The following is a 16,123-nucleotide window of genomic DNA, read 5'->3' as shown; positions in this document are numbered from 1 at the left end:
ATCAACAACGTGTTTTATTTAATTTACGAACAGAAGCAAAAGATGGGCTTGTTGATTGGTATGCAGATCGCTTAAGTATGATGTTTTTCATTCAGGCAGCAGGCTATACAGCACCATGGATGCATTTTGAAGGACGCAGCATAACGATTAAACCGGTGCATTATGGTTTTAACGCGCCATCAGAGCCAAGCAAATTGCGTGTTATTCGTGCCAATAAGAAAAAGACTGATGAAGAGCTTACAAAAGATGATGTTTTTACATTAGATCTTATAGATCAAGCTGTTGAACGAGCTAAATTGGCAAATACACGCTTGCGTCCGGTTCGTGTTGATGGAAAATCGGCATATGTGATGTATCTCCACCCAACACAGGTGACCCAATTGCGTACCAATACAAAGAGTGGTCAATGGTTAGACATTACCAAGGCAGCTTATGATGGCTCTGGAGCTAAGAACCCAATTTTTAATGGTTCTTTGGGGATGTATAATGGAGTTATCTTACGTGAAGCAGAGCATGTCCCCAATGGTGTTAATTCAAAGACACAAGAGCCTGTTCCCTCTGTTCGTCGTGCTGTGTTGCTTGGTGCGCAAAGTATCATCATGGCTTATGGGCGCGTTGGCAATGGAGCAACAGGAGGCGATGGGAAAGGGGGAACACGCTATAAACTCGTTGAAGAACTGTTTGATTATCAACGTGAATTTGGTTTGGCTGCAAAGACCATTATCGGCATGAAAAAATCACGCTACACCTTGCCTCATTCTGATCAAGGGGGACAAGACTTTGGCACGATTGTTATCCCTTCTTTTGCTGAAGCAAGCTAATTATTAAAGGATGACAATTATGGCAGAAAAATCGCTAATTACACAGGAACCTGATGAACCTGTTGAGACTGTTGAACCCGTTGAAACCGTTGGCATGATAGATGAGGGATTGCCACCTGTTTTGCAAGGACGCAACAACTCTACGCAGCAGGTTAGTTTTTTACGGGCGCGTGTTAAATGTACAGACCAAGGGCTGATAACGAAAATTGGTGTTCTACCCCGTGGGGCTTTGATAAAAAGAATTCAAGTTTATACCATGGCGGATTTTGAAGATGTAAAAGTTATATTTGGAAAAGAACCTAATGGCAATGATTATGGAGAAACAAAGCTTTTGCAATCTTACACTGGCAATGTGCCCCTACCTATGGAGGAACGAAATGTTCCGCTAGAGGCTGAAAATACGATTTACATGACACGAGACAAGCAAAGCACCAAAGGTGATGCTGAGGTGATTGTTGAGTTTTACACCAATCGTTAAAGGCAAGGGGGCGTTTATTGCTTGCGTCCCCCTCCCATACAAGATGCCCCAAGATATTTGGAAGAGGCTGATATGACAATAATAGTACAGACAGGTGGTCCGATTGGAGACAAACAGACTATTGCTCCTTGGGATAAAAATTTTATCCAGATGTTAAACGATATTCAGGATGAAATAGATGATCAAACAGATGAGTATGTTGATCAAGTGCAAAGGGCGATATTTTCGGCTATTCGCTTTTGTGAACGATTGCCTTTTTATTTCAATGAAAGCCGCGAAGTTGTTTTTACCACTCTAAAGGGCAAAAGCCGTTATGGCGCAGAGGAAAATCCAGTTATTCCGGCTGCTGTTCGCATTGTTGATGCTTACGTTTATGGAGATAATCACAGCAAAGCAAAGCTTTTGCAGGTAGATCCGCTTGTTATTGAGAATCTTGAGGATGATTGTAGCCATGGCATGCCTACACGATACAGTTATTTTGAACAAAAGCTTATTTTGTATCCAACACCAGAGCGCGTTTATTCTATCAGGCTTATTCTTGATCCTGTGAGAATAAAAGATATTGAGAGTGCACAAGAAGCGTCCATATGGTTTCGTGAAGCCTATGAACTGATCAAAACGCGTGCAAAATATGAAATTTATACGAATATTATTAAAGAACCACAGATGGCAGCGGCAGCTTTTGCCATGTTTCAAGAGCAACTCGATGCGCTTCAAATTGAAACATCACGGCGCAAGAATTTATTAAAAATTCAACACACGGATTTCTGATGACCTTTATCCCTATTGCTGAGTATAGACCAGATGTTGCATTTATTAATAGTGGTTATTCCAGTGAGATCGTGAACGTTTTACCTGCACCAAATTCGTATATTCCGTTTCCCATTGTGGCGCCGGTCTCAGATCCTTTTCCGGATGTGATTTTGGGGGTCTATGCTGTGCGCTCATTGGGTGGTGTGCGCATTATTGTGGGTGCACCAACAAAGCTTTATGAATATGACAACAGCACGCGCGGCTGGAAAGACATTAGCAAACCTCACACACACTATCACGCCAATGAGACCGCCCTTTGGTCTTTTGCCTCCTTTGGTGATCATATCATTGCTGTTAATAGCAATGACCCACCACAAATGCTTTCGTTGAAAACAGATGAAAGGTTTTGTGATTTGAGTGGTAATCCGCCGCGTGCTGGACTTGTGCGTGTGTGGGGTGATTTTGTTTGCTTGATGCAACTAACAGATAAGCCAAACCGTGTTCAGTGGTCCGGTTTGAATGATGCAACACATTGGACGGTTGGGGAGAAAAGTTGCGATTATCAAGATTTTCCTGATGGAGAATATGTTCAAGGGTCTACGGAATCAACAAATCCACTTATTTTTATGCGCTCCGCTATTTATCACGCAACTTTTGTACCAGGCTCTAAAATTATCTTCAGTTTTGCAAAAATAAAAGACAAAATAGGGGCTAAAAGCAGTATGGCAATTGCAAGCCGTGGAGACTGTACTTTCTTTGCATCTGATGATGGTTTTTATCAAATCAACAGTGCTGGTGAAATGCTCCCTATTGGCTTTGGAAAAGTCGATAAAACTATCTTCACACTTTACAATAACTTTGCCATTGATGAGATGAGGGCATGTATTGATCCGGTCTATTCTCGTGTTTATTTTTCTATCAATGATAACACTGAAGGGATGCATATTTATGTTTATGATTGGCTTTTGCAAATATGGAGTGTCATTAAGGGGCAAAACCTTCTCTTATTTCCCCTTTTTGCAGCCGGTTATACATTAGAAGGCTTAGACGAAGTACAAGAGAGCTTGAAAGATTTACCAGCTTCTCTTGATAGTAAAATGTGGCAAAATGGTGCGCCTGTTTTGGGAGCCTTTACGCCAGACAACACATTTGGTTTTTTTGCAGGTCCTCCGATGGAAGCAGTTATTGCTTCACAAATTGTGGGGGATACGGGCAGGCAAATCAACCTGATGAGTGAGGCTTTTGTTCAAGCGGATACAACAAAAGGTTTTTTAAGTGTTGGGGCGGCTTTTATCATTGATAACAAGAACCAATTAAATTGGGCTAAAGAGCGTTATGCCGGCTATAATATTGGGATGTATAATATCCGCTCACGGGCGCGTTATCACGCTTTGCGTCTGAGAATACCAGAAGGCACGCCATGGACGCATATAACAGGCTTTGATGTAACGCTCAAACCCGCAGGCATAAGATGAGTTTTAAGATCTATAATACAGAAAAATGGAGCGCTGAACAAATGGCGCCCTATTTTGAGAATGTCATAAAATCGATAGCTTACTTTAATCAAAAATTCCCTGATGATTATAATACAGAGACCATTTTAAACGATATTTTGAAGGGAGAAAAAGTTCTTTGGATTATCGTTGATGCGCATGAAAACTTTATGGCGCATGTCACAACACAGTTACAGGAACTCGTCACTGGAGCATTAAGGGCGGTTATTGTCACGCTTGGTGGAAAGGGAGGAGCGCCCTTAACAAAGCTTATCACTCAGATTGAAGCTTATTACAAGGAAAAAGGGGCAAAAGAGCTTGTCATCATAGGCAGGCGAGGGTGGGAAAAATCTCTTAAATCGCATGGATATCTCGTTAATCTTTTAGAATATAGAAAGCAGCTTTAATATGGGAAAAAGTTCTAAACCAATCCAGAATACCCAAAACACGACGCAAACAAATGAACCCCCTGCATGGGCAAAAGGTATTTTTGAACACGCAGCTCAAGATGCCATGACTTTTTATAACCAAGGCAGCGGAAAAGCCGTTTATGACGGGCAGCGAGTTGCGGGTTTAAGTGATCAAACAAAGAATGCGATTAATGGGCTTAGCAATAATACGCATAACTATGATAACAACACTTTAAATGGAATAGCCACAGGGCAAAATTCAACAAGCCAAAACTTAAAGAACATGGCTTCAGGGCAACAAATAGGCAATAACCCTTACTTTAATGAAGCACTTCAAAACACATTAAATAAGGCAACAAGCTCTATTAACAGTTCGCTAGCAGGAGCTGGGCGTTATGGTTCGGGTGCACATACTGGGGTTTTGGCTGATGAATTGGGGGGCATAGCAACACAAGCTCTATCACAGCAATATAACCAAGATGTCAACAACATGATGAATGCCAATGGTCTCATTGACCAAGCAAACCAAAATCAGTTGGCGGGTGCCAATAATTTCTTTCAAGGTCAAGGTCAGGCAAATCTCAATGCGTTGACGGGAGGGAGTGTACTTGATGCCAATCATCAACGGCAATTAGATGAAGAGCGGCAAAAATGGGAGCAGCAGAACAATCTTGATTGGGACCAGTTAAGTAAGTTGCTTACAGCTGGTGGGGCTGTTGCTGGAAATTATGGAACGCGCACAGGACAAATGACGACATTGACTCCACAGCCAAAACCTAATCCGTGGGAGATTGTTGGAAATGTTGGAACTATCCTTGGTACTTTTGCTGGGCTTAGTGATATCAGAGCAAAAGAAAACATCAGAGAAGCTGGGCAGAGAAATGGACACAAACTCTATGAATACAACTACAAGGGGCACTCAGAGCGCTATCGCGGGGTGATGGCACAGGATGTTTTGAAGTCAAAGCCAGAAGCTGTTTTCTTGCATAAGGCGACAGGCTTTTTGCATGTGGATTATGGCAAGCTTGGCTTTGAGATGGAAAGGGTGCAGTGATGGAACAAGAAAACACAAATTCTCTTTTAAAGTTGTTTGATCCAAAATTTTTGCGTCCCTTGATGTATCAGGTCATACCTCAATTGCCAAAGCATTTGTTCGAACAGCTTTCTATGCCTCCAAGCACGCCGTTGGAAGGGCGATACAAGCCAAGTTTTTTAGAACGTGCTGCTTTTAGCACAAACCCTTTTGATGCGAGCAATGGGGATAATACTCCACAAAAATTGAGTCCTACAGAGCTTATTCGCGGTGCTCAAACAGGAGGAGGAGAAGCTGGAAAAAAAACGCCAGCAGAATTGATTATGTCTACGGATGATTTAAAGCGCCAAATGCCTCCATTGCCGGATGTTTCAAAGGATACTGTTAAGATACAAGAGGCGCCAGAGCAACAAAAGCATGACTTCTCAGAGCAGGGAGGTGTTGCATCAATGATCCCTCAATCTCCACTTGTTGGGAATATTGATCAGTCTAGTGGGGATGAAGCTGGGCGACAGCAAAAAAATGTGATGGATTATATTGCTCAACTTAATGAGAAATCTATAGCGGAAAACTCTTTGAAAAACAATTCTGGAAATGATGAGGAAAAGCTTTTTGAGGCACCCATAGGAGAAGAAAAACATTTGAATGCACACTTACCAGAAGAGGAACATTTAAAAGCAAGTGGTGATCTTGAACAAAAAACAGATTATATCAAGTCACTTGATAACTTTGTTCAGACAGGAGCAAATCCAAGTAGCTTATGGGAGCGTTTTAGAAAATCAGAATTTTCCGAGCATTTAATGGATTTTTTTGCAGGGCTTGCGTTAGGAAAGACACCACAAGAAAGTTTTTCAAATGCATCTATCCTTATGCGGCAGGGCAATAATGTACGTGCACAACATAAACAAACTTTGCAATTTTTACGCTCTAAAGGGTATAGCGATGAAGATGCGCAAGCACTCACGCAATATCCAGATCTTGCCATGAAAATCATAGGCAACACGTTAAGCCCTCAAGAAGGCTATAGAACATTGACATCAGAAGAAAAGGCAGAGCAGGGATTGCCTGAGGATATGACTTTCCAAGTCTCAACAAGCACGGGGAAAATTATACCTGTCCAAGGAGGACAGCGTTCCACTGCTTCTGGATTAGGGGGGAATACTGATGGCATGCTGTCAAAGCCTGAATCAGGTTATATGTATGTTAAGGACGAAAATGCACTTGGTGGCATACGTGCGGTGCCAATTGCAGGCAGTGGTTCAGAACATAAATTAATTCAAGAACAGAAGGAGGAGGAGCGTAAAAACCAACAAATGCAAATGCGAATTCTGGAAACAGCAGACAGGTCAAATCGTATACTCTCAGCATCTAAAGAATTGCTAAAAACTATTGAGGCACATCCGCATGTTGTTGGTTTCACGGGTTCTATAGGGTCGTTCCTTCCTAATTCTCAGGCAAAAGATTTCGGGCATATGCTCGATTCATTGAAGGCAAGTATCGGGCTTGATGCCTTGAGAAAAGCAAAAGCATTTTCACCAAATGGCGCATCTGGCTTTGGGAATTTGTCTAATATGGAATTGCAAGCATTGCAAAACTCTGTAGCGGCACTGTATCAAGATCTTTCTGCAGAGCAAATGAAGAAATCTTTAAAAACAGTTATTGACACTTTCAATAAATCCAATGCAGCAACGCGCGCAATTCTTTTTGGTGGTGCAGAAGCAACAAACGAGCTCGTTCGAGCCGCCTATGGGCAAGATGCTTATAAGGAAAATCATGCACAGTCAAATGATCCACTAGAAAAACAGATAGAAGCATTGCCGGAAGGCATGTTGTTCGTTGATAGAGATGGACGCATTAAGGAGAAACAAACCAATGGCTGAAGTAATCCCCCCTCTTATTAATCGTAAAAACACAAGAGTCATTGGGCATATAAGTGACTATACACCAGAACAGCTTCAAGAGCTTTTCGCGAAGAATAAGGAAAGGCTAAGTGGTTCTGTTACAGGAAATAGTGGTGCAACAGAAGAAGAAGGTCCACATCCAAGTGCAGCGGGTGCTTTTGGATGGGGTGCTCTTCATGGGTTAACCATGGGGTATGATGATGAAGCAGCAGGGTTGACATCAGCACTTTGGGAGGGGTTGTGGAATGGAACAGATAAGGCAGTCAAAAAATATAATGAAGTGACAAAGCGATGGCGTGACTATCAAAGAGCGGCGAACCGAGATCAGTTTTATCTATCTCTTGCGGGGAATTTAACGGGTGCTGCAATTCCTTTTCTAATACCAGGTCTTGGCGCTCCTGCTGCCGCTCGTGCGGCAATTGGGGCTGATGTTGTGCTGGGAGGAAGAGCTGGTGTTGCAGGAGCACAGATAACCAGTAAAGCTTTAGCAGCAGGAGAAAGGGCGGTGCAATCTGCTTTAGCAGAGGGTGCGGAACGGGCAGCGGCAAAAGCTGCAGGTGAAGCAGCAATGAAAGCAGTAGCAAGTAAAGAGGCGGCAAAATTTAGCTTGGGGCGTGCAGCAAAAACTGGAGCCATTTATGGTGGAATAGCAGGCAGTGGTGAGGGGGAAGGGCTTGCAGATACTCTAGTGTCTGCTGGGTTAGGTGCAGGGCTAGGCGTTGCAACACCATTTGCGGCACATTCTGCTTTAAAGGTTACACCTTTTGTTACAAAACCATTCAAAGTAGCGGCTTCTGGTGTTAAGAACACATCTGCGGCTCTCAAAAACACAGTTGGAAAATTGTTTGGTAAAACTGAACCAATAACACAAGGTGTAGAAAAAGAAGCATTTCAGATAAGCGATAGAGCGCTTAGGGATGTAAGCCAAACTTTAGGGGATGAAGGTGTTGATAAACTTGAAAGAGCATTAAAACAGCGAGGTCCTGATTCAATGATTATTGATCTTCATGATGAGCTTGCTAAAAGAGCTTTTAAGGCAGCAAAAAAAGACCATGATACTTATTCACTTGTGAGTAATCGTTTGAATGAAAGACAAGATGCGAGTGCACTGCGGGTAAAGGATGCGTTGACAGATGTGATGGGTCCAAAAGTAGATACGCTTGATTTAAAGCAAGAGATTATCAAACAAGCACAGAAAAAGGCTGAACCATTTTATGAGAGGGCGAAAGCTTCTCCTATTTCTAATGCTGTTCGTGAAGATTTATCGCGGTTGCAAGAAACTCCTGCCTTCCAAAAAGCCTATAAAAAAGCAATTGCGCAAATGCCAAATGAAGCGGATGCAACAGTTATAGGGAGCAATGGATATCCAAAACTGAATATGCGGATTTTACATAAGATGAAAGAGGTTTTTGATGATCAAATTAATTCTGCGCGCATCAAAGGAAAATGGGGATATGCTCGAGATTTGACTGATTTCAAACAACGCATTCTGGACGTTTTGGATACGTCCTCTCCAGATTATGCTAAAGCACGGAAAATTTATTATGACGAGCGTACTATCGGTGATGCCTTAGAGCAGGGAAAACAAGCGCTGAAGAAGAGCGTTAATCTCGATACAATCAACAGTCAACTTTCGGGTTTTGGGTTGATGGAAAAAGATGCGTTTCAAAAAGGGATGCGGTCACAAATAGAGGATGCAGCAGGCAATGCACAGAATTTTGAACACAGTCTTTTGAGTTTGTTTGACACGCAGAATGGTCAAGAAAAATTACGGCAGAGTTTTGGTGAGGACAAAGCCAAGCAACTTATGAAAGTGTTGCGACCAGAAGTGGAAAGAACAAAACTTTTTGCACGATTGCCAAACCATATGGGTGAAGTAGAAGAGAGGGGGGCACAACAGACTATGGGTATAGGAAAGATTGCTTTCATCAAGGCAGTTGTAAAAAATTTCGCAAGAGAATTTGGACGCAAATTCTCAAGCGTCCATAAAGATACTGAGAGAGATATTGCAGCGCTTATAACAGCGCGGGAAAAAGGGGAATTTGGGTTAGCAAGAGAAAAAGCTGTTGAACTAATTAAGACGTTTCATGAAGCAGAAAAGAAACGCTTAATAACACGAGAAAATTATACGAAATTCATTAATTTTGTTGGCATTATTTTGAATAGCAGCGTTGATAGAACGGTTATAAACTAATGATCAATTTTCATCCTAATGTGAAGCGTGCTATCTCACAGGCAGCACAAAAATATGGTTTGCCAGAAAGCTTTCTTGAACGTGTTGCTATGATAGAAAGTAATGGTAATCCAAATGCAAGAAATAAGAACAGCAGTGCAGGGGGGCTGTATCAATTTCTCGATTCAACAGCAAAACACTATCAACTCAATAACAAGTTTGATCCTTTTCAAGCAACCGATGCTATGGCACGGTTAACGAAGGATAATACCCGTTATTTAGTCACAGCATTAGGCAGAGAACCATCAGAAGCAGAGCTTTACCTCGCACACCAACAAGGACCAGCAGGGGCAGTAAAGCTTATCAAAAATCCACATATCCCAGCAAGCCAGCTTTTAGGTCGACAGGCAGTCACACTCAACGGTGGCAACATGGAAGCTACAGCAGGGGATTTTATGAATCATATTTATGGGCTTTACAATAAAACGGGAGATGCTTTGAAGAGAACGATACAGCAAAACCAAAGCAATGGACAAGCAGCACCAAACGAGGAGGGTCCTTTGTGTGGGTTTGAGAGGCTTCAAAAGACACTTCAAGGTAATCAGGTGGGTCAAGGTGATCAAGGGGGCAAGCAATTAATGGCATATGACACGCCATTCCCAAACAGAATGATGGCACCTGAAAGCAGAGATAATTTAACAGGACAGATTATGGAAACCACACCATTACAAGCACAAGGTATTGATGCAGGTGCTCTTAAAAAGGGCTTTTCCGGTTTGCTTCATTTAATGAGAGAGAATGGAGAACGACAAAAACAGCAGGCACAGATGGTACAGCAACAAATGTTGCAGCAACCAGTCATGGCGGGTTTCTCACAATCGACTGGGCGCCCGACAGATTTAACACCTCTCATTGATCCCTCTAGGCGGCAATCTGTTGGTTCCTATGGGCGGCAAAAAGAAGAGCAATTGCGCGAAGAGCTATTAAGAAGAACGGGGGCTTATCATGTCTGATATTTATGACTGGTCACTCACAGCTGATCAAAATGCCAATTCCGATAGTATCATTAATTGGGCAGAAGGGCAGCCGCCTAGTTCTGTTAATGATAGTGCGCGGGTCATGATGCAGCGTATACGTGAATATCTTGCCGATAATGGTGGTTCTCTTGACTCAAAGTTTATTGTGAATGGAAAGGAACAAACAACATCAATCACGTTGACGACGGTGTCGCCGATAGCGAAATATAAAAACGATATCATTATTCGCTTTAAGGCGCGTGGTATAAATATTGGCACGACAACAATAAACATGAATAATATAGGAGCAAAGCCACTCTATAAAGCCACCAGCACGGGAATAGTATCATTGACAGGCGGTGAGTTACAAACAAATGGTATTTATGAAATAGTCTATAATGATGGCGCATTAACAAAAGGTCTTGAGGGCTGGTATCTTTTAAATCCTACTCCCATTCCACCACCGAAGGTCGAAACCTTTCCTTGTGGTTTTATTGCGACCTTTGCTATGCAAGAAGTCCCAAACGGCTGGCTTTTATGTGATGGCGCTACTTATGAACGCAAAGATTATCCGCAATTATTCAAGGCGATAGGGGATAAATGGGGAAAAAACAGTGATACAACCTTTAAAGTTCCAGATTTTAGAGGAGTGTTTTTGCGCGGCTTTGATAATGGTCGCGGTTTAGACAGAAGTAGACAATTTGCCGATATACAGCAAGATTGCCTTAAATCGCATACACATATTTGTAGTGTTGAATCGGCGGGACAGCATACACACGAGTTTCAGTATAATGGAGTGGGATGGAGCGCCAATGATATTGGTAGAAGAAACCCCTCTTATCACTATGCCGTTCTTGGAGGAACAACACAACCTGCTGGAGTGCATACGCATAAGGTAACACTTTCTTCAACAGGCGAGGCAGAAACGCGCCCTGTTAATGTACCGGTTGTTTATGCCATAAAATCATAAGGTTTTCAGATGATCAATAATCCGTCTGCTATTGATGATATTGCGGACGCGGAGCAAATCCGCGTCCTTTTTTATGCAAGCAATAGAATGGTTCATGCGCCATTGAATAAGGTGCTTGATCTTGTCAAAAGTGACATACAGCATGATCTTTTAAGCGCTTTGGTAGAATATAAAGAAGCAACAGATAAACGCATAGAGACCATGCAAAAACTTATTGATGAATTACAGTCTCTCATCCCCAAAAATCTCAAAAACAGACTTACTAAGGAATGAAACGCGATGCCATTACCCTATCATACGCACATATTTAAGCTTGAACCAGCAACAAAGAAAGAAGTCAAAGAAGGTATTTTAAATAGTAAGGCTCTTGCACCTGTTTCAGTGGGAAGTGCAGCAGCTTATCAGGTAGAATATTTTGCAACCGCTGCTCAAGGGAAAAAGGCTGATGATGCTGTTGCAAAGAGAGATATTGGAGCTCTTGCTTACAAAGATAAGGTCACAATCCACGATATTGAAGCAAGTGGTGAAGCTCGTGAGAATGCGATTTTATCAGGCGTTGGCTGGGTAAAAATATCGCCTTTAGGGATTGGCGATATGAAGGCTGCTACATATGATCCCGATAATGTGGGGGCAAATGTATTTTCTATGGAAAATATGAACGAGGGTCCTACAAAAAAGATCTTAACCACAGAGGAAAGATCAAAACTACGATGGTTGAGTGCTACCCAACCAACAATAGAAAAGTGGCATAAGGGAAGTGAAGGTGTTTATTATCCCATATCTCCGGTAGATCTCAAAAATACCATTAGTTATTTTGTAGGATTAAAGTCTGTTGGTATGTCAAGATTAGTCTATGATCCAGATAAAATAGCAAAAGATGCCTTTGATATGGAGAATATGAAAGAGGGGAATACGCATCTTATTTTAACCCCTCAAGAACGTGCACAGGTTGCAAAAATTGATAAAATTAAAGATGTGGCACAGCACGCACAGGAAAGTGCACAACAAGGGCTTTATGCAGCCAGTGAGGCGAAGGATATTGCCAATGCTGCATTCAATACAGCGAAAGATGCGCAAGATCACGCTGTAGATGCGAAAAATACCGCTGAGTCCGCACAAAAAACAGGAGACAGGGCACAAGCTGTGGCAAGTGTCGCACAAGAAACAGCGGATAGTGTACAGAAAAAAGTTGATCTCATTCAACCTCTTGCAAAAAAAGACTGGATTGATGGCATAAAGACAGTGGATGCACTTATCTCACCAGCCAAACTGATGGCTTCAATCAAAGCAAATAGTAGCAATAGCAGCGGCGCTGGTAGCGGCAACAATGGTGGCGGGGTTAGAAAACCTGTTGAAATTCTGATGACAGAAAGCGGAGATATTCCATTGCCTGATGGTATTACTGCTGACACCGATATCGAAGTATGGGCTTGGGGCGGTGGAGGTGGTGGCGTTAAGGATGGCGGCGGCGGCGGCGGTCAATGTGTGCATGTTAAAATGAAAGGTTCTGATTTAGATAAATTAAAAACAGCTTACATTGGTCGTGGTGGTAAAGGCAATGACAGTAACATTTTATGCAATGGTGGTAGAACAATGATCAAAGGGCTTGTTACAGCAGAAGGAGGATATTCCGTTTCCATGACTCTCGTTAACTTTGGAGGGAAAGGCGGCGATGGAGGAGGAAACAGAGAGGGCATCAGTGGTGAGAGTTTTATTTTTTCTGGTGGGAATGGTGGAGGAAGTGGAGTCGACGGCAAGAGAGCTGGTACCGGTGGAAGTTCGTTTCTTGGCGGCGGCGGCGGCGGTGGTGGTCAATGCAAGGGTTCTATCATGGGGCAAGGTGGTGAGAGTTACAAAGGTGGTAACGGTGGTAGAGGTGGTAAAGAATGTGGCGGCGGCGGCGGGGGATATTTCGATGGGAAATCCGGAGGCGACAAAATTGGCGGCGACGGTGGTGACGGAGCAGTACTCATAAAGGTATATTTATAAGGTGAATTGAACAATGGCACGGAAAATAAGTAAAGACTGTTTATACTGTTTAAAAAAGTGGGAAGGTTTGCGCTTGCAGGCTTATCAAGATACTTCTGGCATATGGACGATTGGTTATGGTCATACGAAAAAAGCCGGTCAACCAACAGTTGTTGAGGGTATGGTGATTACGGAAAAAAAAGCCGAAACCATGCTTTTAGTAGATTTGCAGCAATATGAGAGAGCGGTAGAAAAAGCAGTTTGTGTGAATTTAAGCGACGAGCAGTTCGGCGCTCTTGTTTCCTTTTGTTATAATGTAGGTATTGCAGCTTTCCAAAACTCTACATTGCTTAAAAGGCTTAATCGGGGGGATTATGAAGCAGTACCAACCGAATTACAAAAATGGACCAAAGCAGGAGGCAAACGTTTACAAGGTCTTGTACATCGGCGTGTAGCAGAGGCAGGGCTATGGGCGAAAGGGGCTTATGTTTCTTCTAATTATCAAACAGTAGAAACGAAACAACCAACAGGGTTTCTCAAAGCAGAAGCATTGGCACCGATTATTGGTTCTTTCTCAGGTCTTGGTGGGTTTTTAGCGGGCAATGGACCAATCCAATGGGCTTTAGCCGCCATTATGGTTTTAGCGGCATGTACTGGCATTTTCTTTGTTGCTAAACGCTTTCAGAAGCACCGCCTATGATCTTATGGATGAAAAGAAACTTGATGGTAACAGGTGCGGCTTTAGCCGCTTTTTTTATTGCCTTAGCAAAAGCTTTTACTCTTGGGAAAAAAGTAGAGCAACAAAAGCAAACAGAAAAAGCTTTAAAAGCAGCCACAACACGGCTTGAGGTGGAAAGTGAAGTTAATCAAAAAAGTGATGCTGATGTGCGTGCTGCTCTCTCTGACTGGTTGCGCGACAAATAAATATGTTTTTTCTTGTGTTGGTTGGTTACCTATTTATTTAAGCCGACAAGATCTGAACACCATTAGCTCAAACTTAGCAAGAGAGATCTTAAAGCATAACAAGCAGGGTCAACGCTTGTGTGGGTGGAAACATGGTTAGAAAAAAATCCAAAAAACACACAGAGCTTACAGAATTAGAAAAAGAAATGCTTCAAGAAATGATCATCACCTATCAAAGCGTGAAAATGATGTCTCGCTTGATGAAGTGGATAGCATTTTTTCTTTTTTTGCTTATCCTTGATTTTGCACGCCTCATGGATGCGCTAGATAATGTCATTGCACATTTAAAGCAGTGGTTTTCAAAGAACTGAACAACTGTCATAAAAGAAAAAAATGCGTAAAATTCTTTTTACTATGAATTGAAGATCCAATTATAAACGCAGTTCAGAATGGGAACCAAGTCGTAAAAGCTCTAGTGTTTTGGCGTCTGGCTTTCGATAGATCAAAACTAAATCGGGCTTTATGTGACAATCACGACAATTGCGCCACTGACCTGTTAGTGCATGATCTCTCCAATGCGCCTTTAGCGGTTCATTCTCTGCTAACGCTTGGACCACAAGCAGCAAATCCTCCTCTAGTGCATTAGCATATTTACCTTTGCTTTCACGTTTAAGGTCACGGCGGAATGAACGCGTATAGACAATTTCCCGCATAGCAAGCTTAGGTTTGCTTTTCAGATTTACGCGCTTGGGTTCTATCTGCGCGTATCATGGTCCTTAAGCCGTCTAATGATGTACGTTCGACGCGTCCCATTTCGGCATCCTCGATAGCTTGTAATGTTTCCATATTTGGTTGGAATAGATCAAGTGGTAATGCTCTATCTCTAGCAATGCGGGTCATAAACATGCGTACTGCATCTGATATAGTTAAACCCGTAGACTTAATAACTGCACTTGCAATTTCTTGAACTTCATCAGGTATGCGGGCTTGAATTTTTCCCATTGCTAAATCTCCTACTTAATTGTACTACAATGTACTACATTTCAAACCTATGTCAAGAGATTTATCCGTCATGCCATACAACCTTGTGTATTAAGGAGGGTAGGAAGTCAATTTTTAAAAGGAGCTAACCAAAACCTAAGAATTTCTGCTAGAATCACGAGAGAGCTTCTTTTTTAATAGGATTTTTTAGATGCCAACACCATTTGGTAAAACCTTACGCAAACTCCGCATTGATCATTCAGAACGCCTTTTAGATATGGCTAAAAAATTAGATATATCTGTAGCATTTTTATCATCTGTAGAAATTGGCAAAAGATCTGTTCCTGTAGGATTAGAGGAAAAGATAATTGAACTCTATACTTTAGATCAAGAGGTAGCAGAAATTTTGAGAAGAGAATCGGATGCTTGTCGCAAAAGTTTCACTATAAAGCCTTCTGATACATTCAGATGTGAAGCTGTTGGTATGTTCTCTAGACTGATAAACATTATTTCACAAGAAGATTTAGAACTATTAAAAAAATTATTAGAGAAAGCTGGCAAAAAGAATGCGCTTTGTAAAGGAAAGTGTGAAAATCCTATTCCCGAACCTAATTATATGGTCCCTAACCTTAAAAAAATATAAATAAAATCAATATCTTATTGTAATTAAATTTAAGATTCGAATTCAGGTACTTATTCAAAAGGGACATATTTTAACACGCTACAAGCCTATTTTACGATAGAGCCTGTGAATGGTATGATTGGTAAGGCCTTTAGACATCACTATCTTTACACTTATGAAGATATAAACCGCCACCATCGTACATTTTGCAAGCCTCCAATTTTTTGTGCGATAATTTTTAATACTTGACATGTTTATAAGAAGTATTTTTACTCTCTTTTTAATAAATTTTATTCATATACGAACCTTACTTATGACGCGTAAGCAAGCTATTTTATTAAATTCAATATAAGAGGAAATATAACGAAGGAATATTACAGTATTTTTAATAATATAAAATTTAAAATGTTGTAATTTATTATAATAAACAATGTACTATAAATATAAAACAACAAATAAAAAATATTTTTTCTTTCATGCTTTAAAATATTAAAATCAACTTAGGTGTAAGATAAAAAGTGCATCATATTACTTTTGCTAACGCTGAATAAAAATAAAATCTTTTCTTTGGTTGTCAATAATTCCTCAATTTGCAGAAATA

The 16,123-nt window shown here is 41.4% G+C and carries 19 protein-coding genes; 17 read left to right on the top strand and 2 right to left on the bottom strand.

Features of this window, described 5'->3' with window-relative positions; genetic code table 11:
• The 16 genes from ACFIKE_RS04875 to ACFIKE_RS04800 all read left to right on the top strand — a co-directional run.
• The coding region (locus ACFIKE_RS04875; RefSeq protein WP_375648533.1) for a N4-gp56 family major capsid protein at positions 1 to 821 on the top strand (821 nt) is incomplete at its 5' end.
• 19 nt (positions 822 to 840) lie between these two features.
• Positions 841 to 1,299, top strand: coding sequence for a hypothetical protein (locus ACFIKE_RS04870; protein ID WP_375648532.1), 459 nt, complete (start codon positions 841 to 843; stop codon positions 1,297 to 1,299).
• A 72-nt stretch (positions 1,300 to 1,371) separates the two neighbouring features.
• Positions 1,372 to 2,070, top strand: a complete 699-nt coding sequence (locus ACFIKE_RS04865; RefSeq protein WP_375648531.1) for a hypothetical protein — start codon at positions 1,372 to 1,374, stop codon at positions 2,068 to 2,070.
• Positions 2,070 to 3,527: a hypothetical protein gene (locus ACFIKE_RS04860; RefSeq protein WP_375648530.1), complete on the top strand. Its 1,458-nt coding sequence runs from the start codon at positions 2,070 to 2,072 to the stop codon at positions 3,525 to 3,527. Before ACFIKE_RS04865 ends, ACFIKE_RS04860 begins: the two co-directional genes overlap by 1 nt.
• A gap of 41 nt (positions 3,528 to 3,568) precedes the next feature.
• Entirely contained in the window at positions 3,569 to 3,952 is a 384-nt protein-coding gene (locus tag ACFIKE_RS04855) for a hypothetical protein (protein WP_208434517.1), read from the top strand.
• A gap of 1 nt (position 3,953) precedes the next feature.
• Positions 3,954 to 5,009: a tail fiber domain-containing protein gene (locus tag ACFIKE_RS04850; protein WP_375648529.1), complete on the top strand. Its 1,056-nt coding sequence runs from the start codon at positions 3,954 to 3,956 to the stop codon at positions 5,007 to 5,009.
• Positions 5,009 to 6,868, top strand: coding sequence for a hypothetical protein (locus ACFIKE_RS04845; protein ID WP_375648528.1), 1,860 nt, complete (start codon positions 5,009 to 5,011; stop codon positions 6,866 to 6,868). Before ACFIKE_RS04850 ends, ACFIKE_RS04845 begins: the two co-directional genes overlap by 1 nt.
• Complete coding sequence (locus ACFIKE_RS04840; protein WP_375648527.1) at positions 6,861 to 9,083, top strand: hypothetical protein; 2,223 nt, start codon at positions 6,861 to 6,863, stop codon at positions 9,081 to 9,083. Before ACFIKE_RS04845 ends, ACFIKE_RS04840 begins: the two co-directional genes overlap by 8 nt.
• Positions 9,083 to 10,075, top strand: a complete 993-nt coding sequence (locus tag ACFIKE_RS04835) for a transglycosylase SLT domain-containing protein (protein WP_375648526.1) — start codon at positions 9,083 to 9,085, stop codon at positions 10,073 to 10,075. Before ACFIKE_RS04840 ends, ACFIKE_RS04835 begins: the two co-directional genes overlap by 1 nt.
• The gene (locus tag ACFIKE_RS04830; RefSeq protein ID WP_375648525.1) at positions 10,068 to 11,048 is read left to right on the top strand and encodes a tail fiber protein; all 981 of its coding nucleotides are present in this window, start codon (positions 10,068 to 10,070) and stop codon (positions 11,046 to 11,048) included. The genes ACFIKE_RS04835 and ACFIKE_RS04830 overlap by 8 nt, the downstream gene beginning before the upstream one ends.
• A 9-nt stretch (positions 11,049 to 11,057) precedes the next feature.
• On the top strand, positions 11,058 to 11,321 hold the full coding sequence (locus tag ACFIKE_RS04825; RefSeq protein ID WP_375648524.1) for a hypothetical protein: 264 nt from the start codon (positions 11,058 to 11,060) through the stop codon (positions 11,319 to 11,321).
• A gap of 6 nt (positions 11,322 to 11,327) precedes the next feature.
• A complete protein-coding gene (locus ACFIKE_RS04820; RefSeq protein ID WP_375648523.1) occupies positions 11,328 to 13,037 on the top strand; it encodes a hypothetical protein in 1,710 nt (569 codons plus the stop codon).
• A gap of 13 nt (positions 13,038 to 13,050) precedes the next feature.
• Positions 13,051 to 13,716 carry a lysozyme gene (locus ACFIKE_RS04815; RefSeq protein ID WP_375648522.1) on the top strand — a complete coding sequence of 222 codons (666 nt, stop codon included), beginning with the start codon at positions 13,051 to 13,053 and terminating at the stop codon, positions 13,714 to 13,716.
• On the top strand, positions 13,713 to 13,940 hold the full coding sequence (locus ACFIKE_RS04810) for a hypothetical protein (RefSeq protein WP_375648521.1): 228 nt from the start codon (positions 13,713 to 13,715) through the stop codon (positions 13,938 to 13,940). The genes ACFIKE_RS04815 and ACFIKE_RS04810 overlap by 4 nt, the downstream gene beginning before the upstream one ends.
• The gene (locus tag ACFIKE_RS04805; protein ID WP_375648520.1) at positions 13,873 to 14,079 is read left to right on the top strand and encodes a hypothetical protein; all 207 of its coding nucleotides are present in this window, start codon (positions 13,873 to 13,875) and stop codon (positions 14,077 to 14,079) included. The genes ACFIKE_RS04810 and ACFIKE_RS04805 overlap by 68 nt, the downstream gene beginning before the upstream one ends.
• A complete protein-coding gene (locus ACFIKE_RS04800; protein ID WP_375648519.1) occupies positions 14,072 to 14,290 on the top strand; it encodes a hypothetical protein in 219 nt (72 codons plus the stop codon). Before ACFIKE_RS04805 ends, ACFIKE_RS04800 begins: the two co-directional genes overlap by 8 nt.
• Positions 14,291 to 14,350: 60 nt before the next feature.
• Here ACFIKE_RS04800 and ACFIKE_RS04795 read toward each other — a convergent pair whose 3' ends face one another.
• The gene (locus ACFIKE_RS04795; protein ID WP_015856348.1) at positions 14,351 to 14,632 is read right to left on the bottom strand and encodes a type II toxin-antitoxin system YafQ family toxin; all 282 of its coding nucleotides are present in this window, start codon (positions 14,630 to 14,632) and stop codon (positions 14,351 to 14,353) included.
• Between the two features lie 7 nt (positions 14,633 to 14,639).
• Positions 14,640 to 14,921 carry a type II toxin-antitoxin system RelB/DinJ family antitoxin gene (locus ACFIKE_RS04790; RefSeq protein WP_375625831.1) on the bottom strand — a complete coding sequence of 94 codons (282 nt, stop codon included), beginning with the start codon at positions 14,919 to 14,921 and terminating at the stop codon, positions 14,640 to 14,642.
• 190 nt (positions 14,922 to 15,111) lie between these two features.
• Between ACFIKE_RS04790 and ACFIKE_RS04785 the strand changes: the two genes are divergently transcribed.
• Positions 15,112 to 15,543 (top strand): helix-turn-helix domain-containing protein, encoded by a 432-nt coding sequence (locus tag ACFIKE_RS04785; protein WP_375648518.1) that lies wholly within the window; start codon positions 15,112 to 15,114, stop codon positions 15,541 to 15,543.
• Positions 15,544 to 16,123: the final 580 nt, after the last annotated feature.

The organism is Bartonella sp. MU70NMGDW (assembly GCF_042194085.1).
Lineage (GTDB): Bacteria > Pseudomonadota > Alphaproteobacteria > Rhizobiales > Rhizobiaceae > Bartonella > Bartonella grahamii.
The sequence above is the reverse complement of the archived record's forward strand: the minus strand, read 5'-3'. Positions and strand labels throughout refer to the sequence as shown.

Coding starts and splice junctions, on each gene's coding strand:
- ACFIKE_RS04870 (WP_375648532.1), top strand. CDS start 841: ATGGCAGAAAAATCGCTAATTACACAGGAACCTGATGAACCTGTTGAG.
- ACFIKE_RS04865 (WP_375648531.1), top strand. CDS start 1,372: ATGACAATAATAGTACAGACAGGTGGTCCGATTGGAGACAAACAGACT.
- ACFIKE_RS04860 (WP_375648530.1), top strand. CDS start 2,070: ATGACCTTTATCCCTATTGCTGAGTATAGACCAGATGTTGCATTTATT.
- ACFIKE_RS04855 (WP_208434517.1), top strand. CDS start 3,569: ATGGCGCCCTATTTTGAGAATGTCATAAAATCGATAGCTTACTTTAAT.
- ACFIKE_RS04850 (WP_375648529.1), top strand. CDS start 3,954: ATGGGAAAAAGTTCTAAACCAATCCAGAATACCCAAAACACGACGCAA.
- ACFIKE_RS04845 (WP_375648528.1), top strand. CDS start 5,009: ATGGAACAAGAAAACACAAATTCTCTTTTAAAGTTGTTTGATCCAAAA.
- ACFIKE_RS04840 (WP_375648527.1), top strand. CDS start 6,861: ATGGCTGAAGTAATCCCCCCTCTTATTAATCGTAAAAACACAAGAGTC.
- ACFIKE_RS04835 (WP_375648526.1), top strand. CDS start 9,083: ATGATCAATTTTCATCCTAATGTGAAGCGTGCTATCTCACAGGCAGCA.
- ACFIKE_RS04830 (WP_375648525.1), top strand. CDS start 10,068: ATGTCTGATATTTATGACTGGTCACTCACAGCTGATCAAAATGCCAAT.
- ACFIKE_RS04825 (WP_375648524.1), top strand. CDS start 11,058: ATGATCAATAATCCGTCTGCTATTGATGATATTGCGGACGCGGAGCAA.
- ACFIKE_RS04820 (WP_375648523.1), top strand. CDS start 11,328: ATGCCATTACCCTATCATACGCACATATTTAAGCTTGAACCAGCAACA.
- ACFIKE_RS04815 (WP_375648522.1), top strand. CDS start 13,051: ATGGCACGGAAAATAAGTAAAGACTGTTTATACTGTTTAAAAAAGTGG.
- ACFIKE_RS04810 (WP_375648521.1), top strand. CDS start 13,713: ATGATCTTATGGATGAAAAGAAACTTGATGGTAACAGGTGCGGCTTTA.
- ACFIKE_RS04800 (WP_375648519.1), top strand. CDS start 14,072: ATGGTTAGAAAAAAATCCAAAAAACACACAGAGCTTACAGAATTAGAA.
- ACFIKE_RS04795 (WP_015856348.1), bottom strand. CDS start 14,632: ATGCGGGAAATTGTCTATACGCGTTCATTCCGCCGTGACCTTAAACGT.
- ACFIKE_RS04790 (WP_375625831.1), bottom strand. CDS start 14,921: ATGGGAAAAATTCAAGCCCGCATACCTGATGAAGTTCAAGAAATTGCA.
- ACFIKE_RS04785 (WP_375648518.1), top strand. CDS start 15,112: ATGCCAACACCATTTGGTAAAACCTTACGCAAACTCCGCATTGATCAT.